The following is a 25870-nucleotide window of genomic DNA, read 5'->3' on the forward strand; positions in this document are numbered from 1 at the left end:
GCCGGGAGCGACGACGGGCGGGACCGGCCGGATTCCGGCAGGCTGGTCAGATGAGTGTGTGGCAGCTCGTCGCCGTCGGCCTGGTCATGCTCCTCGGCCTGATCGGTGTGCTGGTCCCCGGTGTGCCGGGGCAGGCGATCGTCTGGGCCGCCGTCCTGTGGTGGGCGCTGACGGACATGACCCCGGCCGCCTGGGGCATCTTGATCGGGGCCACGGCGCTGCTGCTGCTGAACCAGGCGCTGAAACCGCTCCTGCCGCCGCGCCGCCCCCGTGAGTCCGGGGCGCCACGGCGGACGCTGATGCTCGGCGGGATCGGCGCGATCACCGGATTCTTCGTGATCCCCGTGGTCGGAGCGATCGCCGGGTACGTCGGCGTGATCTACGGGGCGGAGCGGCTGCGGCTGGGCAGCCGCGGCGCGGGCTGGGCGTCGGTCCGCTCGGTGATGCGGGCGACCGGCTACTCCGTCCTCGTCGAGCTCTTCGCATGCCTGCTGGTGGCGGGGGCGTGGCTGGGCGCGGCGATCTGGGGCTGACGGCTCCCGTAGTCCTCACCTGGGCGAAGCCCGATCACCTAGAGAATTGCGCGGGCGCCCGGGTCGCCCCGGCCGTGGGTTGCGCACGGCGAACGCCGTAGGAGCGCCACGGCCGCCACCGCTCCGAACCGGGCGTCCCGTACGGGTCCACATCGGGGTCGCCCAGGCCGCGCATCCGGATCAGCTTCGCGGTGGCCGGTGTGATGCCGGGCAGCCGCAGCAGCGCCTGCTCGGCCTCGTCCCGGTCGGCACCGGCGTCGAGCCGCACCTCCCCGTCGGCGAGTGCCGCGGCGAGCGCCCGCAGCGCAGGGTCCGCCACCGCGCCGGCCAGGACGCCCGGTTCGGGGAAGACATGGGTGAGGCCGCCACAGGGCACGTCCAGGACCTTGCCGTACGTCTCGACCAGCTCTCCGGCGGCGGCAGGACCCAGCAGCGCCCGTACGGCGAACTCCTCGGCGTCCGCCGTTCCGGGCGAGCGCAGCCCGGGGCGGGCCGCGACCCCGGCCGCGAGCAGCGGATCGGTACCGAGCGACTCGTCCACGGCGTACGGGTCGGCGTCCAAGTCGAAGAGCCGGCGCAGCCGCTGCACCGCGGTGGTCAGGTCACGCAGGTCCGTGAGGTGGATGCGGGCCTCCAGCCAGCTGCCGGCGGACCGCTCGTCCACGGCGGCGATGCCGGTGCCGTGGGGCAGGCGCAGGGTACGGCGGTAGGTACGGGCACCGGGCTCCCCGCTGACCTCCTCGATGCGGACGACGGTCTCGGCCGCGAGCAGATCGAACACCTCTCGGGCCGCGTACGGCCCCCGGTGGGCGAGCCGGAGGGGGATGCCGGTGGTACGGGCCTCCCGGACCGCGGCGCCGAGCCCGGTGCCGGCCTCGGCGCGCAGCTCGCTCGGGGTCCGGGCGTAGATCTGCCGGACGGTGTCGTTGAACTGGCGCACGCTGGCGAAGCCGGCCGCGAAAGCGATCTCGGTGACGGGCAGCGCGGTGGTCTGGAGCAGGACGCGTGCGGTGTGCGCCCGCTGGGCGCGGGCCAGGGCGACGGGCCCGGCGCCCAGCTCTGCGTTGAGCTGCCGCTGGACCTGCCGCGAGCTGTAGCCGAGCCGGTGGGCGAGACCGGGGACGCCCTCCCGGTCCACCACACCGTCGCCGATCATCCGCATGGCGCGGCCGACCACGTCCGCCCGGACGTTCCAGTCCGCGGAGCCTGGGACGGCGTCCGGGCGGCAGCGCCGGCACGCCCGGAAGCCGTTGCCCTGGGCGGCGGCCGCGGTCGGATAGAAGCGGACGTTCTTGCGCTTGGGGGTGACGGCGGGGCAGCTCGGCCGGCAGTAGATGCCGGTCGTCTCGACGGCGAAGAAGAACTCCCCGTCGAAACGCGCGTCGCGGCTGCTCACCGCCTCGTACCTGGTCTCTTCGTCCATCACACCGTCCAGTGTGCGCCCCTGGACACCCCCGCACTCGCGGTTTTCGGACGTCGACCAGGTCCACCTCGGCCGGTGCTGCGGCGGCAGCGTCCGCCAGGGCAGACGCTGCCGCCGCGTCCCCAACCTCACGGGTCAATACACCTAGCGCACCCGGCCGCGCTTCGCCTCCATGGCGGCCCGGCCCTCGGCCCCCTTGCGCTTCCAGTCGCGCCGGATCTCGGAGCGGACCCGGGCATCGGTCTTGGCGACGATGCGCTGGTTCTCGCGGAGCAGCTTGCGGTAGCTGTCCATGCGCCGCTCGGGCAGCGATCCGTCCTCGACCGCCGCCATCACCGCACAGCCCGGCTCGGCCTCGTGGGCGCAGTCGTGGAACCGGCACTTCGCGGCCAGTTCCTCGATCTCGGAGAAGACCTGTCCGACACCGGTCTCCGCGTCCCAGAGGCCGACGCCGCGCAGTCCGGGGGTGTCGATGAGAACCCCGCCGGAGGGCAGCACCAGCAGATTCCGGGTCGTGGTGGTGTGCCTGCCCTTGCCGTCCATGTCGCGGGTGGCCTGCACCTCCATCTCGTCGTGCCCGAGCAGGGTGTTGGCCAGGGTGGACTTGCCCGCGCCCGAGGCCCCGAGGAGCACGCTCGTACCGCCGGAGACGATGGCGGAGAACACGTCGACGCCCTCCCCGGTGGTCGAACTGACCGGCAGCACCTGCACACCGGGCGCGAGCCGCTCCACGTCCTGGACGAGGTGGGAGAGCGTGACGGCGTCCGGAACCAGGTCGGCCTTGGTCAGCACGACCATCGTCTCGGCCGCGCCGTCCCCGCCCGCCGCGCCGTCGCGGAGCAGCGCGTCACCACCGGTGCTGGACATGGCCAGGGCGAGGAAGCGCTCCACCCGCCCCAGGTCGAGTTCGACCGCCAGGGAGACGCAGATGGCGATGTGGTCGACGTTGGTGGCGAGCACCTGGCCCTCGGAGCGCTTGGACGAGGTGGAGCGGACGAAGGCCGTGCGGCGCGGCAGCAGCGTACGGACGAACTGCGGGTCACCGTCGGGGTCGACGGCCGCCCAGTCGCCCGTGCAGACGATCCGCATCGGGTCACGGGGTACGACGAACGCGGTGTCCGCGCGGACCGTGCCGTGCGGGGTGACGACGTCGCACTGCCCGCGGTCGACCCGCACCACGCGTCCCGGCAGCAGCCCCTGCGCGGCGTAGGGGGCGAACTCGGCTGCCCAGCCGTCGTCCCAGCCATAGGCGGCCAGCGGGTGCGACGAGGAGCCCTGAAGAGTGGAGGAGGAAGAAGGAGAAGAAGAAGTCGGGAAAGACAAGGGAAACCCTTCACAGGGTGGCCCGGCAGAGCGCACTGCGGCGCGGTGGTGCTCGAGGTAGGTCAGCCGGCGGCCACGGGGGTGGGAACGATGATCTTCGGCTTGTGGGCAGCGCCCATCGCAGCGACAGTCATCAATGTCCTCACCTCCGGTTTCACGCACGGTCCGGCACCGGCGGTCTGCTCCGCCGTCCGTAACGCTGCACACGATAGCCCGCGACCGCCGGGGGGCGTCAACGGATTTACTGCGGCGCTCCGTTCCGGGGAGCCGCAGAGGAGTCGGTCCTGGAGTTCCGGCCGGGAATATCACATGCTCTCACTCGATCGGGTGATACACATGGAGATCGACCGGTCGCGGACGGTTAGGGTGCCGGACATGACCTCCCCCCAGACAGCCCCCGGCACGTTCACCCAGGCCCAGTTGGGCACGCTCATCCTGATCGGCTGGAGCGGCGAGCACCCCCAGGGCGGGCACGACATCGCCTTCCTGCTCGCCTACTCGCTGGGCGACGGATCCGACGGACCCGAGGTCGGCGAGGCCGCCATGCGCATCGCCCTGAACCGCTGCGGGCTCCCCGCCGGTGGCGCCCCGGTGCGTGCCGACGAGACTCCGGGCCTCCCGGTGAAGCTCCTCGTCCAGGCGGGCCAGGCCGTTCTGACGCTGCCTCACTTCAAGGCCCAGTACCCCGTGCCGCCCCAGTGGCTGGCCGCCGCCAACGAACAGGGCGAGGTGCACGCGATGTTCGCCACCCGCCCCTGGCCGCAGGGGGCCCCCGGGCTCCCGGTGGGCGAGGAGGAACTCCGACTCTTCGCGGGCGACCCGGAGGTCATCGCGAGCTCCGCCCACTGCGTCCTTCCGGTACGCAGCCTGGGCTGACCTTCCCGGCCACGCAGATGCCCACCGCCCCCGTGGAGCGGTGGGCATCTGCGTGCTCAGGTTCCTCACCCACGCACCGCGGGCGGCCCGGAAGTTCGGGCCGCCCGCGGTGCGTGCCGGACTCAGTTGTTGCCGATGCCGTTCCCGGAGAGGACCGGGATGCCGTTCACGAGGTGCGAGAGGGCCTCGTCGCCCTTGGCCTGGGTCGAGTTGTCGGCACACTGCTGGTTCTGCGGGGAGGACAGGACGTTGATGTCCTGGACCGCCACGGGCACGAGGATGCCCACCAGCGCGCCCGCGTTGGCCTTGATCGGCGCTCCGACGCAGAGCTTGTTCAGCGAACCCTGGACGAGCTGGACCTGCGGGCTGCCGTCACCCCGGGTCACGCTGTTGCCGAACGAGTCCACGGCGCCGTTGCCGTTGACCGACGTGGTGCCCCCTTCGTTCCCGATCGCCATGGCCGAGGGGGCCACGGCTGCCGAGATACCGACCAGGGACACGGCCACTGCTGCGCCGGCCATCATCTTCTTCATCACGCTTCACCTTTCGGAGCGTTCCGTTCTGGAACGTACTGATCAACCTCTTGCGGAGGCTTCGGTTCCGCGGTTCCACTCAAATGGGTTCAATCCAGCGTAAGTTCGACGTCTCGACGTCAACCCCGCGATCCCTCACCGGAGATGCGCGCCCCAGGCACGAGGCCGCCCACACCGGGCGGTCCGGAGTCCGCGCCGCCCGGCGGTGTCATCCCGCCGCGGGCCGCCGCCTGCCACTCGGCGAGGAGGCGGTCGTAGATCGGTGTGCCGTCCTGCGGGTACCGGCGCGCGTCCGGTCGTCGTTGACTGTCGTACTGGTCCATGAACTGCCTCTACCCGCTCCGGCGGAAGCCCTCCGCCGCCACTACGGCAACCGGCCCAGCGGTCCCGTCCTTTCGGGCGAACGCCCGGCCCCACCTCGGCACACGACGTGGGGCCGACCTGTCCCGGGCGGCCGGAAATCCGGCTGCCGCGAGGACGGGTCGGCCCCACGTGTGATCCAGGAACCGCGGGCGCCCCGGGAACCGCGGGCGCCTCGGGAACGACTAGTCGTTGGCGACGCCGTTGCCGGACAGGATCGGGATGCCGGACAGGATGTGCGACAGAGCCTCGTCACCCTTGGCCTGGGTGGAGTTCTCGGTGCACTGCTGGTTCTGCGGGGAGGACAGGACGTTGATGTCCTGGACCGAGATCGGGACGGCGCCGAGGAGCGAACCGACGTTGGCCTTGGCCGGCAGGGCGATGCAGGGCTTGTTGAGCGAGCCCTGGATGAGCGCGAACTGCGGGCTCCAGTCACCGTGGGTGGCGGAGTTGCCGTAGGACTGCACGGCACCGTTGCCGTTGACCGAGGTGGTGCCTCCTTCGTTACCGATCGCCATGGCCTGCGGCGCGATCGCGGCGGAGACGCCGACGATGGAAGCAGCGACGGCCGCCGAGGCCATAATCTTCTTGATCATGAAATAGCCCTTCTGGGTTTTTCTGTTGCCCGCCTGTCCGGAGCTACCTGATCAACTCGCGGTGGCGGGAATGGTTGTGGCGCTTCACTCGAACGGTGTTGTCACGATCCGTACGGTTACGGATCGCGCGGCACCGGAGACATGCGCGAGCCTCGGAGCGAGGCGGGAACCGACGTCGTGGTGGCGGTCAGCCGCCGAGCGGGAGGCCGCCCATCAGCGGGGCAGCACCCTTGGCCGCACCGGTGGTCTGACCGGCGACCTTGGTGACGGTGCCGTCCTTCTGCAGTGCGTCGGCCGCGCCGCCGACGGTGTCGACGACCGGGTCGACGGCCTGTGGGGCCGCGGCCACCACCTGGTTGACACCGCCGTCGAGGCTGAAGCTGGGGGCCGTGGCGTTGGTAACGGCGAAGGCGGGAGCAGCCGTTCCGAGAGCAACCACGGAACCGGCGACGAACGCAGCTGTCTTCGCGTACTTCACTTTCGGGTTCCCTTCTGCAGCGGCAGCAGTTTCGGTCGCGTCCCCGCGCCGCACCAGCCTTCTTTAGCTGTGACTTCTGCCGCTTTCTCCATGAGTAACGATGCGATTGCGGCCGGGCAACTGGATGATTCCGCTTTTCTCCTGACCGCTGCCTCGCGACTCCAGCAGATTGCATGACTATTCACCGATTCGAGTCCGGAGCGGGACACCGGACACGATTCGGTGGTGCACTGTCCGTACTCCGTTCCGCGCACCCACCCCGATGTCAGCCCCCAGCCGCCGGCGCACCGCGCCCCGGGCCGGTGGAGCGCCACCGGCCGTTCCACCGCATCGAGGAGAGCTGCGAACTCCCGGAACGGAACGCAGGAAAGAGGAAAGCCCCGGATCGCAAGGAATGCGATCCGGGGCAGACCGGTGTGCCGAACGAATTCGGCGCGCCTGGATCAGACGTTGGCGCAGGTGTTGCCGAAAGCCGGGTTCAGCAGCCCGATGACGTTCACGGTGTTGCCGCAGACGTTCACCGGAATGTGGATCGGAACCTGGATGACGTTGCCGGACAGCACGCCCGGGGAGTGCACGGCCGCGGCCTCGGCGCCGGAGTCGGCGAAGGCCGGGGCGGCGGCACCCATGGCCATGAGGGTTCCGGCGGCGACGGCGGCAATCTTGGTGTACTTCACGTTCAGCCCTTTCTTCGACGGAGTCCGGAGCGGCCACGACTTTCGTGCCGCACGAGCGCGGTCCTGATCGCTCGTAACTCCACCACTGTAATTCGTAACGATTTAGGACGGTAAGCGAAACTCTTCAATGAAGAGAATCTTCGGATTCCGCCCGGATGACGCAGTTCAGGTCACACGCTGTCACCGTCTCCGCGGCGGACTCTGGCGCCGCGAGAAGGGCAGCAGCAGGCCCGGGCCACCGGACGGGAAATGCCGACGGACCGGGCCTGTTGACAGCTGGGTCAGCTGTTGCCGGCGCCGTTGCCGGAGAGAACCGGAATGCCGGACAGGATGTGCGACAGCGGCTCGTCACCCTTGGCCTGGGTGGAGTTCTCGGTGCACTGCTGGTTCTGCGGCGAGGACAGGACGTTGACGTCCTGGACCGCGATCGGGATGAATCCGATCAGCGAACCGACGTTGGCCTTGACCGGCAGGCCGACGCAGGGCTTGTTCAGCGAGCCCTGGACCAGGCCGAACTGCGGGCTCCCGTCGCCGTGCGTCTCGGCGTTGCCGAACGACTGCGAGGCACCGTTGCCGTTGATGGAGGTCGTGCCGCCCGCGTCGCCGATGGCCATCGCCTGCGTCGCGCCGAGACCGAGGATGGAGGCGGCAACGGCACCCGTAGCCAGGACCTTCTTGATCACGATGAACCCTTCTCGTACTGGACGCCCCGAACCGGAGCGCACTGACCAACTGGCTTCCGGACGTTTGGTTATCTCCATTCACCCGAATGCCGAGATCATGCGGACGCCCGTGCGAAAGGGATCGAGAAGTACGGAGAGAGCCGCCAGACGAACAGGTATGCGTAACCCGTCCGAGTGATCACAGGATTTTCACTGGTTGCACGTTTCCCTATGGATTTTGCCTCGTTATGGGTGTCGTCAAGCTTGCCCGAAGGGACGCCCACCCAGCAGAACTGGCAGGCCCTAGGGCTGCTGGACCGCCTGATGAATGAACTGCGGGCCACTGTCGCCCGCGCGTAATGTCCTAAGGAAGGGCAACCCATGCGAAAAGCCTTGAGTAAAAGCGTGCTCGTCATGGCGGCGGCGTCAGGCATCCTGACCGCCTCCGGCGGCTACGCATTCGCCGACGCCTCGGCCGACGGCGCCGCGATCGGTTCGCCCGGTGTGGGTTCGGGCAATGCCGTGCAGGTGCCGGTGCACATCCCGGTCAACCTGTGCGGGAACACGGTCAACGTGATCGGCGCGCTGAACCCCGCGTTCGGTAACGAGTGCGAGAACGAGGACGGCGGCTCCGACGCCGGGGACGCCCAGGGCGCGGACGCCGACGGCGTCGCCGCCAACTCCCCCGGCGTGCTGTCGGGGAACCTGATCCAGGCTCCGGTCGACGTCCCGGTCAACGTCTGCGGCAACACCGTCGACGTGGTGGGTCTGCTGAACCCCGCCTTCGGCAACGAGTGCGAGAACGAGTCGGGCGACGTCGACACCCCGAAGCCCCCGCACCACCACAAGCCGCCGACGCACCACAAGCCGCCCACCCACCACCACAACCCGCCGAAGCCCCCGAAGCCCCCGACGGGTCACCACCACCACCACGACGGCGACTGCCCTCCGGGACACCACCACAACCCGCCGACCCACCCGCCGCACCACAACCCCCCGACGCACCCCCCGCACCACAACCCGCCCACGCACAACCCGCCGACCCACACCTGGCACCCGCACAACCCCCCGACCCACACCTGGCACCACACCCCGTCCAAGCACCACAAGCCGCCGCAGATGGCGCACACCGGTGCCAACGACAACCTGGGCATCGCGGGTGGCGCCAGCGCCGCCCTCGTGCTCGGTGGTGGCCTGCTGATGCGCCGCAGCCGCGCCGCGCAGAAGTGACCTAGCCCCACACGCGAAGGTCCGGCCGGACAGCACGAAGCTGACCGGCCGGACCTTCTCACGTCCGGGTGCCGGACCCGTCGGCCGTCAGACCCTGGAGAGCCCCGCGCGGTCGAGGCACTCGGCGATCGTCGCCGTCTCCGCGGCGTCCAGCCGGCGCATCGGCGGGCTCATCACGTTGGTGGTGATGACCCCGCGCAGCATGAGCGCGGTCTTGAAGGCGCCGAGCCCGGCCGCCGTGGCGGACGCGGTGCCCGGACGGGCGGCCCGGATGATGTCGAACAGAGCGACAAGACGGTCCTGCTCGGCCTTCGCCGCCGCCCAGTCGCCGGTGACCGCGGCGTGGTGCAGGCGTACGTACCCGTGCGGGTCGACGTTGCCGAGCCCCGGGACCGAGCCGTCGGCGCCGCCGAGCATCATCGCGTCGACCACCAGCTCATGACCGGTGAGGACGGAGAAGTCCGGCAGTTCCCGGGCGCCGATGACCAGCCGTCGGAACGAGCCGTCGTCGCCGCTGGAGTCCTTCACTCCGGCCAGCACGCCGTCGGCCGCGAGCGGCAGCAGCAGTTCGGGGTCCAGTTTGCTGTGCACGCAGACCGGCACGTCGTACGCCAGGAGCGGGAGTCCGGCGGCTGCGGCGATGTCCCGGAAGTGCCGGTCGATCTCCAGGTCATGGGTGCGGGTGTAGAACGGCGCGGTGGCGACTACGGCGTCCGCGCCGAGGGCGGCGGCCCGGTGGGCCCGCTCGATCGCCCGATTGGTAGTGGTCTCGATCGCACCGACCAGGACCGGCACCTGGCCGGCGGCGGCCGACGTGATGACCTCGACGACCTGGTCCTGCTGTCCGGGTGTCAGATAGGCGGTCTCGCCGGAGCTGCCGAGGGCGAAGAGTCCGCTGACACCGCCGTCGAGGAGATGCCCCACGACCCGCTCCAGGGACGGGCGGTCGAGCTCGCCGTCCGCGGTGAGCGGGGTGACGACGGGCGGAATCACTCCCGAGTAGCGGGGGGTTCGGGCGGTCATGCGGCGCTCCTTGCGGACGGTACGGGGGTCGGGTCCCCGGAGGGGGACGCGGGAGTCTGGGGGTGGACGCAGTGCCAGCGGTGTTCGCCGGACCCGAAGGTCTCCGCCGGGAAGACCGTGGAGCACTCGTCGTCGGCCTTCCAGCAGCGGGTGCTGAACGGACAGCCGTGCGGCGGGTTGGTGGCCGAGGGCACCGGGCCGGTGAGCACGATGCGCTCGGTGGTCTCCAGCAGGCTGGGGGTCGCGGAGAGCAGGGCTTCGGTGTACGGGTGGCTGGGCCGGCCCGCCACGTCGGCCGCGCGCCCCTCCTCGACGATGCGGCCGAGGTACAGGACGGCGATGCGGTCGGCGAGGTAGCGCACGGTCTGGATGTCGTGCGAGATGAACACCATGCCGAGGCCGAGGCGTTCACGCAGGTCGACCAGGAGGTTGAGGACCTGGGCGCGGACCGAGACGTCGAGTGCGGAGGTCGGCTCGTCGGCGACGATCAGCTCCGGTTCGAGGGCCAGGGCCCGCGCGATGGCGACGCGCTGGCGCTGGCCGCCGGAGAGCTGGCCGGGCAGTGCCGCCAGAGTGTGTCCGGGCAGCCCGACCAGGTCGAGGAGTTCCTCGACGCGGGCCTCACGCTCCTCGCGGGTGCCGCGGCGGTGCACGTCGAGCGGGTCGCGCAGGATCTGGCGCACCGTGAGCCGGGGGTTGAGGGCGGTGGACGGGTCCTGGAAGACGACGCCCACGGCGGAGCCGAAGTCACCACGCCGCTCGGCTCCCGACATGGCCCACAGGTCACGCCCGTGGAAGAGGACCTCGCCCTCGGTGGGCTTCTGCAGTCCGGTCAGCACGCGGGCGAGCGTCGACTTGCCGCAGCCCGACTCGCCGACCAGGCCGACGATCTCGCCGCGCCTGACCTCCAGCGTGGCATCGGTCAGCGCATGGACGGCGTCGCGGCTGAAGAGACCTCCGCTGCGTGCCTTGTGGCGTACGTGGACGCCGTTGAGCCTGATCACAGGGCGCTCCCTTCCAGCTTCTTCGCGGCGGCTCCGGCCGGGTGGTGGCAGGCGAAGCCGTGGTCCTTCGCGGCGCCGCGTCCGGCGAGGGCGGGGGTGGTGGTGCGGCAGAGGTCGGTCGCCGCACCGCAGCGGCCTGCGAAGCGGCACCCCGCACCGAAGCCCTGGGGGGCGGGAACGACACCGCGGATCTGGTGGAGCCGCTCGGCGCCGGCCTCCAGGGAGACCACGGAGCCGAGGAGTCCGCGGCTGTAGTGGTGGGCGGGATCGGTGAGGACCGACCGGGTGTCGCCGACCTCGGCGAGCCGTCCCGCGTACATCACGGCGACCCGGTGGGAGAGGTCGCCGACGAGGGCGAGGTCGTGCGAGACCAGCACCATGGCGAAGCCGAGCTCGTCGCGGAGCCGGATGAGGAGTTCGACGACCTGGGCCTGGACGGTGACGTCGAGGGCGGTGGTCGGCTCGTCCGCGATCAGGAGGCGGGGGCTGCGGGACAGGGCCATGGCGATGAGCACGCGCTGGCGCTGCCCGCCGGAGAGTTCGTGCGGATAGCTGCGCAGGGTGCGTTCGGGCGAGAGGCCGACGAGTTCCAGGAGCTCGGCGGGGGTCTTCGTGCCGCCTCGCGAGGTCAACTGCCTCAGCTGGGTGCCGACGAGCACGGAGGGGTTGAGGGAGGAGAGCGCGTCCTGGTAGACCATCGCGATCTCGGGGCCCATCAGCGCGCGGCGTTCCTTGGGCGGGAGCTTCAGCAGGTCCCGGCCGCGGTAGAGGATCTCCCCACTGACCTCGGCGTTGCGGGCGAGGAGGCCCATGACGGCGAGGCTGGTGATGGACTTGCCGCAGCCGGACTCGCCGACCAGCCCGAGGGTCTCACCCTCGTGGACGGTGAAGTTCAGCCTGTCGACGACGGGGATCTCGCCGTAGCGGTCCGGGAAGCGGATCGCCAGGTCGCGTACGACGAGGAGTTCGTCGGCGTCCGCGCGAACCGGGGTGATGGTGGGCTCGGTGGCGTTGATGTGCCGGGCGAGCTTGGCGAGTGCGGCGTCGATGTCGACGGTGGCGGCGGCCTCGACGGGGTCCGGCGCGGTGGTGGCGGTGGGGTCGACGGCGGCGCGGGCGCTCCTGGGCGCTGCGGAGGCGTCGGTGAGGCCCTCGGAGAGGACGTTGAGCGCGAGGACCGTGATCAGCAGGGCCAGGCCGGGGAAGAAGGTGGCCCACCAGCCGCCCGCCAGCAGGATCTGCCGGCCGTAGGCGAGGACGCTGCCCCAGCTGGGGTCGGGGTCCTGCACGCCGGCGCCGATGAAGGAGAGGCTGGCCTCGAAGATGATGGCCTCGGCGACCATGACGGTCGCGAAGACCATGACCGGGGCCATGCAGTTCACGGCGACGTGGCGGAGCACGATGTAGCCGCGCCGGGCACCGATGACCTTCTCGGCGGCCACGTAGTCCTCGCCGTACTGGGAGAGGACGTTGGCGCGGACCACGCGGGCGAGCGACGGGGTGTACACGAAGGCGATCGTGAAGATGATCACCGGGATGCTGGTGCCGAACACGGCGACGAGGACGGCCGCGAGCGCGATCGGCGGGAACGACATGATGACGTCGAGCGTGCGCATGACGGACTCGTCGCCGAGCTTGCGCGAGGTGGCGGCGAGCGAGCCGAGCAGGGACCCGGCGATCAGGGCGCAGGCGGTCGCGCCGAGGCCGATGATCAGCGAGTAGCGCGATCCGTGCACGACGCGGGCGAGCACGTCGCGGCCCGCCCGGTCGGTGCCGAACCAGTGTTCTCCGCCCGGTGCCTGGACGGGGTTGCCCGTGGCCAGCGGGTCCTGGGTGAGCAGGGGGGCGAGTACGGCGCCGAGGACGACGACGATCAGGACGCCGAGGGCGACGCGCGAGGTTACCGGGAGGGCGCGAAACGCGACGCCCGGTCGGGAGAGCTTCTTGGCCAGACGGCCCGTGGCGAACATGTCACACCGTCCTGATGCGCGGATTGACCAGCAGGTAGAGCAGGTCGACGACGACGTTGACCACCAGGAAGGCGATGGCGATGGTCAGTACGGTGCCCTGGACCAGGGCGACGTCGCCTCCGGTGACACCTTCGAGGATGAGTTTGCCCATGCCGGGCAGGTCGAAGATCGCTTCGATGACGACGGCGCCGCTGAGCAGGTAGCCGACCTTGACTCCGAGCACGGTGAGCGGGGTGACGAGCGCGTTGTGCAGCACCGAGCGGATGACCAGGAAGACCGGCAGGCCGTTGCCCTGGGCGGTACGCACGTAGTCCCGGTCGAGTTCGGTGACCATCGAGGTGCGGATGAGGCGGGCGAGCGACGCGGCGACGGGCACCGCCAGTGAGACGGCGGGCAGGATCATCGTTTCGAGCCAACCGCCGAACGAATCGGCGATGTTCGTGTATCCGCCGGTCGGGAAGATCCGGGTGTTCAGCGCGAACTGCTGGATGAGCAGGACTCCGAGCCAGAAGGACGGGACGGCGACCCCGGCCATGGACAGGACCCGGAAGAGCTGGTCGGGCCAGCGGTCGCGGTACATGGCGCCCAGGACGCCGCCTACGACGGCGAGGGCGATGGCGATGACGAGCCCGAGGACGGTGAGCTGGAGGGTGAGCGGGAAGGCAGCGGTGATCCGGTCGACCACGGGCTGACTCGGGGGAACGGTCATCCCGAGGTCGAAGTGGAGCAGTTGACCGAGGAAGTCGAAGTAGCGGACGGGCAGCGGGTCGTTGAGCCCGTTGGCCTCGGCAAAGGCCTCCCGCGCTTCTGGAGTCGCGCTGTCCCCGAGCGCGTTGAAGGCCGGGTCGACCGGCGAGAACTGCAGCACCACGAAGACGAGCAACGCGATACCGAGGATCATCACCGGCATCATCGCGACGCGGCGCAGCGCGAGCCGGAGAAAAGCAACCATCGTCGGGTTCCTTGCGATTGGGCGGTCATCCGGTCCAGGACACCGGGGGTGTTCGATGTCCTGGACCGGGTTATCGGGCGCGCGGGGGCGGCGCCGGTCAGCGGGCTCCCGTCCGGTCCGGGCGGGTCCTGGCCGGCGCGGACCGGACGGGAGCGCCGGGGGCCGGGCCGGACGGCAGCCTGTGCGGGGACTGCCGTACGGTCCGGCGGGGAGGAACGGTCAGGAGCGGCCGACGTCCAGGAAGGACAGGCCGGTGGTCGGCAGCGGCTTGAAGCCGGCCAGGCCCTTCTCGTTCCAGGCGGTGGGCAGCTTGCGGTGGAGGATCGGGTAGAGCGGCACCTCGTCGGCGACGACGTCCGTGATCCGGCCCCACAGCTGCTTGCGGGTCGCCTCGTCCCCGGCCTGGGCAGCCTTGTCGAGGAGCTGCTTGACCTTCTTGTACTCGGCGGTCCTGGACCAGCCGTAGCGGTTCTCCGGCCAGAAGCCGTAGTAGAACCAGCGCAGCAGGAGGTCCGCGTCGTTACCGAAGACGGACGGGTCGCCGGGTGCGACGAGGACCTCGAAGTCACCGCTGTCGACCTTGGCGTACTGGGCCGCGGACTGGGCGATGCCGAGCGTCGCCTCGATACCGGCCGCGGCCCAGCTCTCCTTGATCAGCGGGGCGATGTCCTTGACCCATCCCGTGTCGGTGGTCAGGACGGTGAACTTGAGGTCCTTCACCCCCGCTTCGGCCAGCAGCTTCTTGGCCTTGGCCACGTCGTGCGTGTAGACGGTGGCGGCCTTGTGGTAGTCGGGGTGCGTGGTGGGGACGTAGCCCGTGGCGGCCGTCGCGTTCCCGACCATGGCGGTCTTGATGATCTTCTCGGTGTCCAGCGCGTAGTGGAGCGCCTGGCGGACCCGCTTGTCGGCGAACCGCTTGTCCGCGGTGTTGAACATCAGGAAGAGCAGGCCGAACGACTGCACGGACTCGGTCTTCGCCGTGGCGGAGAGCCCCTTCACGTCGATGTACGGGACGTCCTCGATGGCCTGGACCCGGCCGGACTGCATGGCGCTGACCCGGGCCGACTGGTCCGATATCAGGCGCCAGACCATCTTCTTGGCCTTGGCGGGGTGCGCGCCGTTGTACTTCTCGTACTTCTCGAAGACGATCTTGTCTTCGCGGGTCGCCGAGACGAACGTGTACGGCCCGGAGCCGACGGGCTTGGCGTCGAAGGCCTTGACGTCCGCCTCGACGATCTTCTTCGGCACGATCCGGGCCACGGCGATGCGGGACGGGAAGAGCGCGAAGGGGTACGTGAGCTTGAACTCGACCGTGCCGGCGTCGACGGCCTTGACGGTGTCGATGAAGGGCACGAACTGCGCCATCAGCGAGGCGTTCTTCGGGTCCAGGATGCGCTCGAAGCTGAACACGACGTCGTCGGCGGTGACGGGCGATCCGTCGTGGAAGGTCGCGCCCTTGCGGAGCGTGGCGCGGTAGGTGGTGGCGTTGATCTTCTTCGGCATCTCGGTGGCGAGTGCGGGCCGGGCCACGAGTGTTGCCGGATCGAGATCCACCAGCCCCTCGAAGATGTGCATGTTGGCGGCGTACGGGGTCGCACCCGAGGTGATCATCGGGTCGAAGCCGGTCGACAGCGGGTAGGACAGACCGGCCTCGATGAGGTCGCTGCCGCCGCCCTTGTCCGTCGAGCCGTTGGCGGTCGAGGACGGACCGCCGCACGCGGAAAGGCCCGCCGTGATGGCGGCCGCGGCACCGACAGCACTGGTGTAACGCAGGAAGGTGCGGCGCTCGACACCGGCTGATCTCAGCTCGGGCACGGGTCCTCCAGGGACTTGAGGTGGGGCGTCAGGGGGTGAGAACGGGGGTCCGGCACAGGTTCGACGGAGACTGTGGAACCTAAAGCATCAGACGTCAGATGTCTGATGCCTTGATAGCGTGGGAACGTAGCTTGACAATCGATGGGGGTCAAGAGGTGGGGAGTTCACATATGTCCGGAACGAGGCCTGGGCGACAACTGCTCCGGCAGGAAGTCGTCGACGGCATCAAGCGGTACATCCTCGAGAAAAGGCTTCGCCCCGGGGACCCGCTGCCCACCGAGCCCGCCCTGTGCGAGGCGCTCGGCGCCAGCCGCTCCAGCGTCCGCGAGGCCGTCAAGATCCTCAACGCGCTGGACATCGTCGAGGTCCGCCACGGGCACGGCACCTACGTCGGCCGGCTCAGCCTGTCCGCACTGGTGGAGAGCCTCACCTTCCGCGGGCTGCTCTCCCCCGACGACGACTTCCAGGTGATGGCCGACCTGGTCGACGTACGCGAGCTCTTCGAGCGCGGGATGGCCGACCGGATCGTCTCCCTGCTCACCCCGGAGCAGCTCGACACGCTGGACGGCCTGGTGGCCACCATGCGCGAGACCGGGGCCCGGGAGGGGCACGGCTTCGTCGACGCCGACCGCGCCTTTCACGCACTGCTCGTCGCTCCGCTCGGCAACGATCTGATCGGCCAGCTGTCGATGGCGTTCTGGGATGTGTACGCGATCGTGGCGCCACACCTGGACGGATTCACGCACGCCGACGAGACCGAGACGATCGCCGCCCACCAGAACATCGTGGACGCCGCCCGGGCCGGCGACATCGCCGGGTTCCTCAAGGCGCTCGGCGAGCACTACGCCCCGGTCAGGCGCCGCATCTCCGAGGCCCGCGCCCGCGGCTGAGCCGCGCACCCGCACACCCCGGAGCCGGCGGGGCCGGCCGGACGGACCCTTGACGACCCCCTCAGTGGGTGCCTAGGGTCCGTGTGCCGACAGGACATCAGACGTCAGCCGTCTGATGATTGATGCATCACCTCGTACACGGCACTTCCCCGCCGCGCCCCCAGGAGGGCACCTCCATGCCGTTCACGGACCTCTCTCTCGCGGACTGCCGCGACTACCGGCCGACGCTTCCCGTCCCCGCGGACTTCGACGCCTTCTGGTCGCGGACCCTGGACGAGGCCCGGTCCTGCGCGGCTGACGAGCCCGTGTTCACGGTGGTGGAGACCGGGCTCACCCAGGTCCGTACGTACGACGTGACCGTCCCCGGCTTCGCCGGGCAGGCGGTGCGCGGCTGGCTGCGGATGCCGGCCGACGCGAGCGAACCGCTGGGCTGCGTCGTGGAGTTCCTGGGATACGGCCGCGGCCGGGGCCTGGCTCACGAGAACCTGCTGTGGGCGGCGGCCGGTTACGCGCACCTGCTCATGGACACCCGCGGCCAGGGCTGGTCGGCCGCGGGCGGCGACACCGCCGATCCGGACGGCGGCGCGGCCGGAGTCGTACCCGGCTTCCTCACCCGGGGCATCGAGAGCCCCGAAACGTACTACTACCGAAGGCTGTTCACCGACGCGGTGCGCTGTGTCGACGTGGTGCGGACCCGGCCCGAGATCGATCCGGACCGGATCGTGGTCACCGGCATCAGCCAGGGCGGCGGCATCGCGCTGGCCGTCTCGGGGCTCGTGGCCGGGCTGGCGGGCGTGATGCCGGACGTTCCGTTCCTCTGCAACTTCCCTCGTGGGGCGGAGATCTCGGGCCGCCCGCCGTTCACCGAAATCGCCGAGTACCTCAGACTCCACCGCGACCGCACCGAGTCGGTCTTCTCCACGCTGTCGTACTTCGATGCCGCACTGCTCGCCACCCGGGCCACGGCCCCCGCGCTGTTCTCCATCGCGATGATGGACGACATCTGTCCGCCCTCCACGTGCTTCACCGCCTACAACGGCTACGCCGGCCCCAAGGAGGTGCGGATCTACGCGTTCAACGGGCACGAGGGCGGCGCGGAGTACCAGCAGCGGGAACAACTGGCCTGGGTGCGCTCCCTGTTCGCAGGCCTGCCGACCGGGCAGGCCGGCCACTCCTGACCGGAGGCACCTTCCGTGCGCAGACGATCCATGCTCCTTGCCGCAGGCGCGGCAGCCCGGCCGGGTGAACCTCTCCCAGTACGCGCAGGTCATGGGCGAGGTCGCGGCGCAGCATAAGGCCGTCTTCGTCGACCACTGCAACGCCTGGAGAGACGGCAACGCCCGGCCAGGTCCCCCCTGCCCCTCCTCAGCGACGGACTCCACCCCCCTACGAGCGGGGCCATCACCGCATCGCCCTGAAAATGATCAAGGATCTGCGGATCTTCGACGCGGACGGCCGGGTCTGCTCCCTGCACATCCCGTAGCCCGACGCCGCCACCCCGTCTCCCACCCTTCGAGAAGCCCCACCCCTTCCGAGAAGAGAGATCGTCCATGAAGCGAACAGTCCCGGTCGCCCTGCTCGGCGCCGCCCTGCTGGTCATCACCACGACCGGCACCGCACAGGCCGCGTCGCCCGCCCCCGGCTCGCTCACCTCCCAGGACCTGACCGTCGACGGAGTCGGCTCCCCCCACTACCGCATCCCGGCGCTGACCACCTCGGTCAAGGGCACCCTGCTCGCCGCCTACGACGCCCGCCCCACCCTCGGCGACCTGCCCTCCAACATCGGCATCATGCTGCGGCGCAGCACCGACGGCGGTACGACCTGGCAGGCGCAGCAGGTCGTCCGCAAGGACGCCGCCCCCGCCGGCTACGGCGACCCGAGCCTCCTGGTCGACCGGACCACCGGCCGGATCTTCCTGTTCTACGCGGCCGGGGTGAACCAGGGCTTCTTCGGCTCGGCCACCGGCAACGACGAGACCGACCCGAACATCCTTCAGGCCGACTACAGCTACTCGGACGACGACGGACTGACCTGGACCCACCGCCGGATCACCAAGCAGATCAAGAACCCCGCCTGGGGCGGCATGTTCGCATCGTCCGGTGAGGGCATCCAACTGCGCAACGGCGCCCACCGGGGCCGCCTGATCCAGCAGTACGCCATCCGCGACAACGGGGCGAACTACGCGGTCAGCGCGTACAGCGACGACCACGGCGCGACCTGGCGGATGGGCACGCCGGTCGGTCCGGGCGGGGACGAGAACAAGACCGTGGAGCTGAACGACGGCACGGTCATGCTCAACAACCGCTCGGCGCCGTACCGGACGATCGCGTACTCCACGGACGGCGGAGTCACCTACACCCCGTTCGTCCAGGACACCGAGCTCCCCGACCCGGCGAACAACGCCTCGGTCATGCGGTACGCCCCCGACGCCCCGGCCTCGAATCCGCAGTCGTCCTGGCTGCTGTTCAGCAACACCGAGGCCACGTCACGGAAGAACCTCACGGTCAAGATGTCCTGCGACAACGGGAAGACCTGGCCGATCAAGAAGGTGGTCGACGCGGGCGCCGCGGCCTATTCGACACTGACCCGGCTGCCCGACGGGCGCGTCGGCCTGCTGTACGAGCGCGCGGACTACACACACATCACGTACGACTCGTTCGATCTGAAGTGGCTCGGCGGCACCTGCGCCGACATCACGATCACCCCGCCGGCCTCCCTCAGGGCGGGTACGAGCGCCCAGGTGACGGTCAGGGTCGTCAACAGGATGGACGTGCGCCGCAGTGCGGGCACCGTCGACCTGACCGTGCCGGGCGGCTGGACGGCCTCGCGGACCGCGATCCCCGCCTTGAGGCCCGGGGAGGGCGCCAACATCAACGTCCCGGTCACCGTGGCCGCCGGTGCGTCGGGCAACGCCACGCTCACCGCCACGTACAGGGCGGACGGCAAGCAGGCCTCGGGCAGCGCCACCGTGACGGTCACCTCGTAGCCCGGACGACGGCCCTGCGTCCAGCCGCCACGGCGTGGTTGGACGCGGGTCGCCGCCACCCCGTTCAATAGGCGCCACGCGCAGTGATCGAAGCAACCGGAAAAGGCGGTGGCGGGCGTGACGGGAGCCGGATTACGCATCGGGGTGGTCGGCGGGAGCGTCGCCGGCTGTGCGATGGCGATCGCCGGGGCCAGGGCCGGGGCCGAGGTCACGGTGTACGAGCGCAGCGACGGGGCGTTGGAGGACCGGGGGTTCGGCATCGTCGTCCCGCCGCCGCTCCACGCGGAGCTGGTCGCGGCCGGATATCTGGACTCCGGCATGCCGACCGCCCCGGTACCGTCACGGGTCTGGCTCACCCGGGATCGCGGGCAGCGGACCGAACGCGAACTGGCACGCCAGGACAGCGCGGTGACGCCCTGTCACTGGGGTCTTCTGTGGCGCACACTGCGGGCGAACGCCGAAGGGGTGACGTATCACCGGGGACGTCCCGTCACCGGGGTGCTGGCTCATCCGGCGGGCGGCGCGGTGATCCGCACGGCGGAGTCGCGGGAGCGGTACGACATCGTCGTCGGGGCGGACGGGCCGCGGTCCGTCACCCGGTCGGCCCTCGCGTCGGGGGTACGGCCGGTTCCGGCGGGGTACGTGGTGTGGCGCGGCACCCTCCCGCTCGACGCGCTCGCCGAGCACCCGCGGCAGCTGGAACTGGTGCGAACCGCCTGGGTCACGCTGGGCTTCCGTGGCGGCCACGGCGTGTTCTACCTGATCCCGGGCGCCGCCGACGGCTCCCGGCTCCTCGCCTACGCCATTTACGGTCCCCCTCCCCCGCCCTCGTGGGCCGCCGGGCGCGAAGAGTACGTACGGCACGTCGCCGAGGAGCACTTCCCGGCAGGCTGGGCGGAGATCGTCGGCCGGGGTGCGCACACGTCCCTGGCGTGTCACGACGTGACCGACTTCCATGTGCCCCGGGTCGCGGAGCCGCCGTTCCTCCTCGCGGGCGACGCGGCGAGCATCACCCGGCCGCACACCGCGAGCGGCGCGACCAAGGCGCTGCAGGACGCGCTCTGTCTGGAGCGGGTCCTGCGCACCTCGTCGTCGGCCGCCCAGGCACTGCACCGGTACGCAGACGAGCGGTCGGGCGAGGGCGCCCGTCTGGTGGCCCTGGGCCGCAGGCTGGGTCACGCCATGGTCGAACGGACGCCGGACTGGGCGTCGATGGGCCCCAGGGAGGTGGCGTCGTGGAGCCGGGCCACGCTGGACGGCGCCGGCAGCTATCTGTACGGAAGCGTCCAGCGGGAGTGAGCCCGGAAACGGGTCCAGCGGCCGGCCAGGGATGACGGGGCCGCGTCCGCGGTCCGCGCGGCCATGGCCACGAGGCCGTCAGCGGCCTCCGCCACGGCTGGATCAGGTTCGGTGGTTCGGTGGTTCGGTGAGAGGAAGAACGCACCGCGACCGCGGCCGCGGTGACCGGCCGGCGGTACGCACGGCCGCCACCCCGATCACCGGGACGCTCCCGGAACGGTGCGGGAACCGGGCGGGCGGACATCGCCGGTCCGGACCCGCCCCGGTCACCGGACCGGGGACGGTTCCAGCCGGGTGCGGATGCCGTCGAAGTGGGTGCGCATCGCCCGTACCGCACGCTCGCCGTCGGCAGCGGCGACCGCCGCGACGATCTCGCGGTGCTGGGCGCAGGTGACCGACGGGTCCTGGTGGCCGTCGTCGAGATCCTCGCGCACCCGGTCCATGGCCGCCCAGAACGCGTCGAGCACCTCGCTGAGCAGGTGGTTGTCCAGCGAGGCGTAGAGCGCGAGGTGGAACGCCCGGTCGGTGGAGCGCGCCACCCGGCCCGAGCCGGCCTCCTCCTCCATCCTCGCGACCAGGGCGCGCAGCACGTCGAGGTCCTCGTCCGGAACGCCCGCCGCGACGGCCCCGACGAGCCCCGCCTCCAACGCCTCCCGCACCTTCATCAGTTCGGCGAGCCCCGGCTCGCCCTGGCGGTGGCGGACGGCCGCGCGAAAGGCGAGCCCCTCGGCGAACGGTGACAGGGAGAGCGAGCCCACGAAGGTGCCGTAACCGCGGCGGATCTCCACGACGTTGACCGCCTGGAGCGACTTGAGGGCCTCGCGCACAGACACCCGGCCGGCCTCGAAGAGCTCCATCAGCTCGGCCTCGGTGGGCAGCGCGTCACCCGGCGCGAGCCGTCGCTCCAGAATCAGTTCCTTGATCCGCCGCTCGATGTCCTGAGCCATGGTGGGCCGCGCCACAACGTCCTCCTGAGGTGCCGTTGCCCCTTGACCGTTCGCAGGAGCATCTGTTTAAGGTGAAGCCAGACATAGGACATCTTACGTCTCACGTCTCGATCCGGGTAGCCGCTCAGGCCGCGGATCGGTGTCCCGATCAGCTGGAGCCTCACCATGTCTCTGACCGCACCCCTGCACGGCGTCGTCCCGCCGGTCTGCACCCCGCTCGACTCCCACGGGGAGGTCGACACCGCCTCCCTCGTCCGTCTCGTCGAGCACCTCATCGGCGGCGGCGTACACGGACTCTTCGCGCTCGGGTCCACCAGCGAGGTCGCCTACCTCACCGACGAACAGCGCGCCGTGGTCCTGGAGACCGTGGTCAACGCGGCCGACGGCCGCGTCCCGGTCCTCGCCGGGGTCATCGACACCACCACGGCCCGGGTCGTCGAGCACGCCAGGTCCGCCGACGCCCTGGGCGCCGACGCACTGGTCGCGACCGCACCGTTCTACACCCGCACCCACGCCAAGGAGATCGCCGGGCACTTCCGCCGGCTGCGCGCCGAGGTGGACCTGCCGCTGTTCGCGTACGACATCCCGGTCGCCGTACACAGCAAGCTGTCCCCCGCACTGATCCGGGAGCTCGCCGAGGACGGCACGCTGGCCGGCCTCAAGGACAGCAGCGGCGACGAGGGCGGCCTGCGCCGGCTCGTCGTCCAGCTCGGCGGCCGCGAGGGCCGCGCCACCGGCCCGGTGCCGGACTTCAGCATCCTCACCGGCTCCGAGCTGACCGTCGACGCGGCCCTGCTCGCCGGCGCCGACGGTGTCGTCCCCGGCATCGGCAACGTGGACCCGGCCGGTTACGTACGGCTCTACGAGGCCGCGCGAGCCGGGGACTGGGCCCTCGCCGCGAGGGAGCAGGAGCGGCTGATCGAGCTGTTCGCCATGGTCGACGTGGGGCCCGAGGCGGACATGGGGCGCAGTTCCTCGGCGCTCGGCTCGTTCAAGTCCGCTCTCCAGCTGCTGGGCATCATCGACTGCGGCGAAACCGCGTTCCCGCAGGTCCAGCTGTCCGCCGAATCCGTCGCGCTCGTCTCCGGGCGGCTGCGCGCCGCCGGTCTGCCGCCGGTCCGATGACCACCGCGGCACATCCGGCAGCGGCCGGGGGGCCCGTCGTCGGCCTCGACCTCGGCGGCACGAAGATCGCCGCGGCGCTTCTCGGGGCGGACGGCACGGTCCTGGCCCGGCACAGCCGGCCCACTCCGGCCCGGAACGGCGCGGCGGCAGTGCTCGACGCGCTCGCCGCGGCCGCCGCCGAGGTCGACCCCGGCCGGAGCGCGGCGGTGCTGGGCATCGCGGCGGCCGGGGTCATCGACCCCCGTACCGGCATGGTCACCAGCGCCACCGACTCCATCCGCGGCTGGGCGGGCACCCCGCTGGGTGTCGGGCTCGCCAACCGCACCGGTTACGCGGTGGCCTGCGACAACGACGTGCGCGCCACGGCCGGACCCGAGCTCGCCGCCCTGAACGCGCAGGACGAGGGCCACGGCTCGCTGCTCTTCGCCGCCATCGGCACGGGAGTCGGCGGCGCCATAGCCGTCGACGGCCGGATGCTGCACGGCGCGTCCGGCATCGCCGGTCACCTCGGCCATCTGCCCAGCCCCGAGGCAGCCGGCCTGCACTGCACCTGCGGCGCCGACGGTCACCTGGAGGTCATCGCCTCCGGGCCCGGGATCGCCGCCCACTACGAGCGGCTGACCGGTGCTCCGGTGGACCGGCTGGAGACGGTCGCCGCACGCGCCGCCGCGGGCGACGCCCACGCCGTCACGGCCATCACCACCGGAGCGGCTGCCGCCGGACACGTCCTCGGCGGGCTCGCCAACGCACTCGGCCCCGACCGGGTCGTCGTCGGAGGCGGGGTGCCGCGCATCGGCGCGCTGTACGGGGACGCCCTGCGGGCCGCCTTCGCAGCGGAGCTGATGGCGCCGCTGCGCAAGCTCGTCCCGCAGGCCCCGCTCCTCGGCCACGACGCGGCCGTGCTCGGCGCCGCCGCGCTCACCACCACCCTTCCCCTCCACCACCCGGGAGCTCTCCGATGACCGCGCGGGAACTGACCACCACCCTCCGGGGCAAGCTGATCGTGTCCTGTCAGGCGCCCCCCGGCGACCCGATGCGGGAGACGTCCACCCTGGTGCGGCTCGCGCTGTCGGCGGTCGCCGGGGGCGGCGCCGCGATCCGGGCCAACGATCCGGAGGTCGTCGCCGCGATCACCGCAGCCGTCGGCCTGCCGGTCATCGGCCTGTGGAAGGACGGCGACACCGGGGTGTTCATCACCCCGACCGTCCGGCACGCCCTGGCCGTCGCCGAGGCGGGCGCGGCCGTCGTCGCCGCGGACGCCACCGACCGGCCGCGCCCCGACGGCTCGACGTTCGCCGAGCTCGTCGAGGCGGTCCACGCCGCCGGAGCACTCGTCATGGCCGATGTGTCCACCCTCGCCGAGGGCGTCGCAGCGGCCGCGCTGGGGGCGGACTTCGTCTCCACGACCCTGTCCGGCTACGTTCCCGGAACACCGAAGCAGACCGGCCCCGATCTCGACCTGGTCTCGGCGCTCGCTGCCGCGATCGACGTCCCGGTGGTCGCCGAAGGCCGCATCAACACGCCCGGGGAAGCGGCCGAGGCCTTGGCGCGTGGCGCCCACAGCGTCGTCGTCGGCACCGCCATCACCGCTCCCACGGCCCTGACCGCCCGCTTCGTCGAAGGCATCGCCAGGACCTGACCTGCCCCCACCACGCGGGGCGGCTGTTCAAGGACGAGCACCGTCCCGCATCCTGGAGTCACCGTGCAGACCTCAACACCCCCCACGCTCCCCTGGTACCGCCAGGTGAGCCGCACTCAGTGGAAGTCGTTCTTCGCCGCCTGGATCGGCTATGTACTCGACGGCTTCGACTTCGTGCTGATCACCCTCGTGCTGACCGAGATCAGTGACGAGTTCGGCCTGAGCACGGTGCAGGCGGCCAGCCTGATCTCCGGTGCGTTCATCACCCGCTGGCTGGGCGGCGCCGTGCTCGGCGCCATCGGCGACCGCTACGGCCGCAAGCTCTCCATGGTGCTCAGCATCCTGCTGTACTCCGTGGGCACCTTCGCCTGCGGGTTCGCGTGGAACTACACCAGTCTGTTCGCCGCCCGGCTGGCCATCGGCATGGGCATGGCCGGTGAGTACAGCGCCAGCTCCACGTACGTCATGGAGAGCTGGCCCGCCGCGCTGCGCAACCGGGCCAGTGGCTTCCTGATCTCGGGCTTCTCGGTCGGCTCGGTGCTCGCCGCCCAGGTCTACGACTGGGTGGTGCCCTCGCTCGGCTGGCGCTGGATGTTCTATCTGGGCCTCATCCCGATCGCCATCGCACTGTGGATGCGGCGCGCGCTGCCGGAGGCGGAGGAGTGGACCGAGTCCGTCGCGGACAAGGACGCCCGGCCCAATCCGTTCCGGCCGCTGTTCCTGACCCCGGCCCGGGCCACCGCCAACACGGTCCTGGTCGTCATCGCCACGGTTTCGCTCTTCCTCGTCTTCACCCCGGGCGGCGCCGGCCTGGTGCCGGTGCTCTCGGTGATCGCCGGCCTCTCGCTCGCCGCGTTCGCCGTGCAGATGGGCGGGAGGCGCAGCTGGGTGCTGTACCTGTCGATGATCGTGACGCTGTTCTTCGCGTTCCTGTACTCGTGGCCGATCCAGGCCCTGCTGCCCACGTACCTGAAGACGGAGCTGGGCTACACCACGGACCAGGTCACCGACGTCCTGTACTTCGCCGGTTTCGGCACCATGGTCGGCTGCTGGATCGCGGGCTTCCTCGGCGACCGGATCGGTACGAAGAAGGCGTACGCGCTGACGCTGCTGGCCTCGCTCGCCTTCGTCTACCCGGTCTTCGCGGTGCAGGACAACCTGATGCTGCTGGGCATCCTCCTCTTCCTGCTCCAGGCGACCAGCTTCGGCATATCCGGGCTGCTCCCCCGCTACATCGGCGGTCACTTCCCGACCGCGAGCCGGGGTGCGGCACTCGGCTTCACGTACAACGTGGGCGCCCTCGGCGGGGCGGTCGCCCCGGTGCTCGGGGCTCATCTCGCCTCCGGAATGGACCTGGGCCGGGCACTGGCGGTGCTGACGTTCGCCGGCACGGTGATCGTGGTCCTGCTGGTCGGCTTCGACGTACCGGCGCGGCTGAACCGGCTGACGGACCCGGACGCCGCGCGGGACCACCTGGCAGTGGCGCCGACGGCCGACGAGCGTGTCCCCCTGCGCAGCCCTTAGGTAA

25 protein-coding genes are annotated in these 25870 nt (G+C 70.9%); 11 read left to right on the forward strand and 14 right to left on the reverse strand.

The window, feature by feature from the left end:
- Positions 1-50: 50 nt before the first annotated feature.
- Entirely contained in the window at positions 51-533 is a 483-nt protein-coding gene (locus OG538_RS06320) for a DUF456 domain-containing protein (protein ID WP_406091002.1), read from the forward strand.
- 34 nt (positions 534-567) lie between these two features.
- Here OG538_RS06320 and OG538_RS06325 read toward each other — a convergent pair whose 3' ends face one another.
- On the reverse strand, positions 568-1956 hold the full coding sequence (locus OG538_RS06325) for a DNA-3-methyladenine glycosylase 2 family protein (protein WP_406100006.1): 1389 nt from the start codon (positions 1954-1956) through the stop codon (positions 568-570).
- Positions 1957-2100: 144 nt separating this feature from the next.
- Positions 2101-3279, reverse strand: coding sequence for a ribosome small subunit-dependent GTPase A (gene rsgA, locus OG538_RS06330; RefSeq protein ID WP_406091004.1), 1179 nt, complete (start codon positions 3277-3279; stop codon positions 2101-2103).
- A gap of 375 nt (positions 3280-3654) precedes the next feature.
- Here rsgA and OG538_RS06335 point away from each other — a divergent pair, with 375 nt between their 5' ends.
- Positions 3655-4155: a DUF5949 family protein gene (locus tag OG538_RS06335; RefSeq protein WP_406091006.1), complete on the forward strand. Its 501-nt coding sequence runs from the start codon at positions 3655-3657 to the stop codon at positions 4153-4155.
- 122 nt (positions 4156-4277) lie between these two features.
- Here OG538_RS06335 and OG538_RS06340 read toward each other — a convergent pair whose 3' ends face one another.
- From OG538_RS06340 to OG538_RS06365, 6 genes are all read right to left on the reverse strand, one after another.
- Positions 4278-4688: a rodlin gene (locus OG538_RS06340; RefSeq protein WP_406091008.1), complete on the reverse strand. Its 411-nt coding sequence runs from the start codon at positions 4686-4688 to the stop codon at positions 4278-4280.
- A 119-nt stretch (positions 4689-4807) separates the two neighbouring features.
- Positions 4808-5011 carry a hypothetical protein gene (locus OG538_RS06345; RefSeq protein WP_406091010.1) on the reverse strand — a complete coding sequence of 68 codons (204 nt, stop codon included), beginning with the start codon at positions 5009-5011 and terminating at the stop codon, positions 4808-4810.
- Positions 5012-5233: 222 nt separating this feature from the next.
- Positions 5234-5644 (reverse strand): rodlin, encoded by a 411-nt coding sequence (locus OG538_RS06350; RefSeq protein ID WP_406091012.1) that lies wholly within the window; start codon positions 5642-5644, stop codon positions 5234-5236.
- A gap of 187 nt (positions 5645-5831) precedes the next feature.
- Complete coding sequence (locus OG538_RS06355) at positions 5832-6122, reverse strand: hypothetical protein (protein ID WP_406091014.1); 291 nt, start codon at positions 6120-6122, stop codon at positions 5832-5834.
- Between the two features lie 443 nt (positions 6123-6565).
- Positions 6566-6799 (reverse strand): chaplin, encoded by a 234-nt coding sequence (locus OG538_RS06360; RefSeq protein ID WP_406091016.1) that lies wholly within the window; start codon positions 6797-6799, stop codon positions 6566-6568.
- 281 nt (positions 6800-7080) lie between these two features.
- Entirely contained in the window at positions 7081-7482 is a 402-nt protein-coding gene (locus OG538_RS06365) for a rodlin (RefSeq protein ID WP_406091018.1), read from the reverse strand.
- Between the two features lie 360 nt (positions 7483-7842).
- On the opposite strand from OG538_RS06365, the gene OG538_RS06370 reads away from it, so the two are divergent.
- Positions 7843-8691, forward strand: a complete 849-nt coding sequence (locus OG538_RS06370; protein ID WP_406091020.1) for a chaplin — start codon at positions 7843-7845, stop codon at positions 8689-8691.
- Between the two features lie 87 nt (positions 8692-8778).
- Here OG538_RS06370 and OG538_RS06375 read toward each other — a convergent pair whose 3' ends face one another.
- The 5 genes from OG538_RS06375 to OG538_RS06395 form a co-directional block, all read right to left on the reverse strand.
- Positions 8779-9714, reverse strand: coding sequence for a dihydrodipicolinate synthase family protein (locus OG538_RS06375; RefSeq protein WP_406091022.1), 936 nt, complete (start codon positions 9712-9714; stop codon positions 8779-8781).
- The gene (locus tag OG538_RS06380; protein ID WP_406091024.1) at positions 9711-10718 is read right to left on the reverse strand and encodes an oligopeptide/dipeptide ABC transporter ATP-binding protein; all 1008 of its coding nucleotides are present in this window, start codon (positions 10716-10718) and stop codon (positions 9711-9713) included. Before OG538_RS06380 ends, OG538_RS06375 begins: the two co-directional genes overlap by 4 nt.
- Positions 10715-12688: a dipeptide/oligopeptide/nickel ABC transporter permease/ATP-binding protein gene (locus OG538_RS06385; RefSeq protein ID WP_406091026.1), complete on the reverse strand. Its 1974-nt coding sequence runs from the start codon at positions 12686-12688 to the stop codon at positions 10715-10717. The genes OG538_RS06380 and OG538_RS06385 overlap by 4 nt, the downstream gene beginning before the upstream one ends.
- Position 12689: 1 nt before the next feature.
- The gene (locus OG538_RS06390) at positions 12690-13640 is read right to left on the reverse strand and encodes an ABC transporter permease (RefSeq protein ID WP_406091028.1); all 951 of its coding nucleotides are present in this window, start codon (positions 13638-13640) and stop codon (positions 12690-12692) included.
- 219 nt (positions 13641-13859) lie between these two features.
- Positions 13860-15455, reverse strand: a complete 1596-nt coding sequence (locus OG538_RS06395; protein WP_406091030.1) for an ABC transporter substrate-binding protein — start codon at positions 15453-15455, stop codon at positions 13860-13862.
- 170 nt (positions 15456-15625) lie between these two features.
- Here OG538_RS06395 and OG538_RS06400 point away from each other — a divergent pair, with 170 nt between their 5' ends.
- From OG538_RS06400 to OG538_RS06415, 4 genes are all read left to right on the forward strand, one after another.
- Positions 15626-16345, forward strand: coding sequence for a FadR/GntR family transcriptional regulator (locus tag OG538_RS06400; RefSeq protein WP_406091032.1), 720 nt, complete (start codon positions 15626-15628; stop codon positions 16343-16345).
- 176 nt (positions 16346-16521) lie between these two features.
- Complete coding sequence (locus OG538_RS06405; RefSeq protein WP_406091034.1) at positions 16522-17523, forward strand: acetylxylan esterase; 1002 nt, start codon at positions 16522-16524, stop codon at positions 17521-17523.
- A gap of 372 nt (positions 17524-17895) precedes the next feature.
- Entirely contained in the window at positions 17896-19332 is a 1437-nt protein-coding gene (locus OG538_RS06410; RefSeq protein ID WP_406091036.1) for an exo-alpha-sialidase, read from the forward strand.
- Positions 19333-19449: 117 nt separating this feature from the next.
- The gene (locus OG538_RS06415; RefSeq protein WP_406091038.1) at positions 19450-20631 is read left to right on the forward strand and encodes an FAD-dependent monooxygenase; all 1182 of its coding nucleotides are present in this window, start codon (positions 19450-19452) and stop codon (positions 20629-20631) included.
- A 266-nt stretch (positions 20632-20897) separates the two neighbouring features.
- Here the strand turns inward: OG538_RS06415 and OG538_RS06420 are convergent, their stop codons facing one another.
- Positions 20898-21593, reverse strand: a complete 696-nt coding sequence (locus OG538_RS06420; RefSeq protein WP_406091040.1) for a FadR/GntR family transcriptional regulator — start codon at positions 21591-21593, stop codon at positions 20898-20900.
- Positions 21594-21743: 150 nt separating this feature from the next.
- Here OG538_RS06420 and OG538_RS06425 point away from each other — a divergent pair, with 150 nt between their 5' ends.
- The 4 genes from OG538_RS06425 to OG538_RS06440 all read left to right on the forward strand — a co-directional run bounded on the left by OG538_RS06425 (position 21744) and on the right by OG538_RS06440 (position 25866).
- Positions 21744-22703 carry a dihydrodipicolinate synthase family protein gene (locus OG538_RS06425; RefSeq protein WP_406091042.1) on the forward strand — a complete coding sequence of 320 codons (960 nt, stop codon included), beginning with the start codon at positions 21744-21746 and terminating at the stop codon, positions 22701-22703.
- Entirely contained in the window at positions 22700-23665 is a 966-nt protein-coding gene (locus OG538_RS06430) for an ROK family protein (RefSeq protein ID WP_406091044.1), read from the forward strand. The genes OG538_RS06425 and OG538_RS06430 overlap by 4 nt, the downstream gene beginning before the upstream one ends.
- Entirely contained in the window at positions 23662-24342 is a 681-nt protein-coding gene (locus OG538_RS06435; protein ID WP_406091046.1) for an N-acetylmannosamine-6-phosphate 2-epimerase, read from the forward strand. Before OG538_RS06430 ends, OG538_RS06435 begins: the two co-directional genes overlap by 4 nt.
- Positions 24343-24405: 63 nt before the next feature.
- Positions 24406-25866, forward strand: a complete 1461-nt coding sequence (locus OG538_RS06440) for a sialate:H+ symport family MFS transporter (protein ID WP_406091048.1) — start codon at positions 24406-24408, stop codon at positions 25864-25866.
- Positions 25867-25870: the final 4 nt, after the last annotated feature.

It is taken from the genome of Streptomyces sp. NBC_01013 (assembly GCF_045162765.1).
Classification (GTDB): Bacteria; Actinomycetota; Actinomycetes; order Streptomycetales; family Streptomycetaceae; genus Streptomyces.

Excerpts from the sequence above, each read along its gene's own strand:
- OG538_RS06325 (WP_406100006.1), bottom strand. The coding sequence starts at position 1,956 with ATGGACGAAGAGACCAGGTACGAGGCGGTGAGCAGCCGCGACGCGCGT.
- OG538_RS06375 (WP_406091022.1), bottom strand. The coding sequence starts at position 9,714 with ATGACCGCCCGAACCCCCCGCTACTCGGGAGTGATTCCGCCCGTCGTC.
- OG538_RS06390 (WP_406091028.1), bottom strand. The coding sequence starts at position 13,640 with ATGGTTGCTTTTCTCCGGCTCGCGCTGCGCCGCGTCGCGATGATGCCG.
- OG538_RS06350 (WP_406091012.1), bottom strand. The coding sequence starts at position 5,644 with ATGATCAAGAAGATTATGGCCTCGGCGGCCGTCGCTGCTTCCATCGTC.
- OG538_RS06335 (WP_406091006.1), top strand. The coding sequence starts at position 3,655 with ATGACCTCCCCCCAGACAGCCCCCGGCACGTTCACCCAGGCCCAGTTG.
- OG538_RS06345 (WP_406091010.1), bottom strand. The coding sequence starts at position 5,011 with ATGGACCAGTACGACAGTCAACGACGACCGGACGCGCGCCGGTACCCG.
- OG538_RS06410 (WP_406091036.1), top strand. The coding sequence starts at position 17,896 with ATGAAGCGAACAGTCCCGGTCGCCCTGCTCGGCGCCGCCCTGCTGGTC.
- OG538_RS06430 (WP_406091044.1), top strand. The coding sequence starts at position 22,700 with ATGACCACCGCGGCACATCCGGCAGCGGCCGGGGGGCCCGTCGTCGGC.
- OG538_RS06435 (WP_406091046.1), top strand. The coding sequence starts at position 23,662 with ATGACCGCGCGGGAACTGACCACCACCCTCCGGGGCAAGCTGATCGTG.
- OG538_RS06320 (WP_406091002.1), top strand. The coding sequence starts at position 51 with ATGAGTGTGTGGCAGCTCGTCGCCGTCGGCCTGGTCATGCTCCTCGGC.
- OG538_RS06425 (WP_406091042.1), top strand. The coding sequence starts at position 21,744 with ATGTCTCTGACCGCACCCCTGCACGGCGTCGTCCCGCCGGTCTGCACC.
- OG538_RS06405 (WP_406091034.1), top strand. The coding sequence starts at position 16,522 with ATGCCGTTCACGGACCTCTCTCTCGCGGACTGCCGCGACTACCGGCCG.
- OG538_RS06370 (WP_406091020.1), top strand. The coding sequence starts at position 7,843 with ATGCGAAAAGCCTTGAGTAAAAGCGTGCTCGTCATGGCGGCGGCGTCA.
- OG538_RS06340 (WP_406091008.1), bottom strand. The coding sequence starts at position 4,688 with ATGAAGAAGATGATGGCCGGCGCAGCAGTGGCCGTGTCCCTGGTCGGT.
- OG538_RS06385 (WP_406091026.1), bottom strand. The coding sequence starts at position 12,688 with ATGTTCGCCACGGGCCGTCTGGCCAAGAAGCTCTCCCGACCGGGCGTC.
- OG538_RS06400 (WP_406091032.1), top strand. The coding sequence starts at position 15,626 with ATGTCCGGAACGAGGCCTGGGCGACAACTGCTCCGGCAGGAAGTCGTC.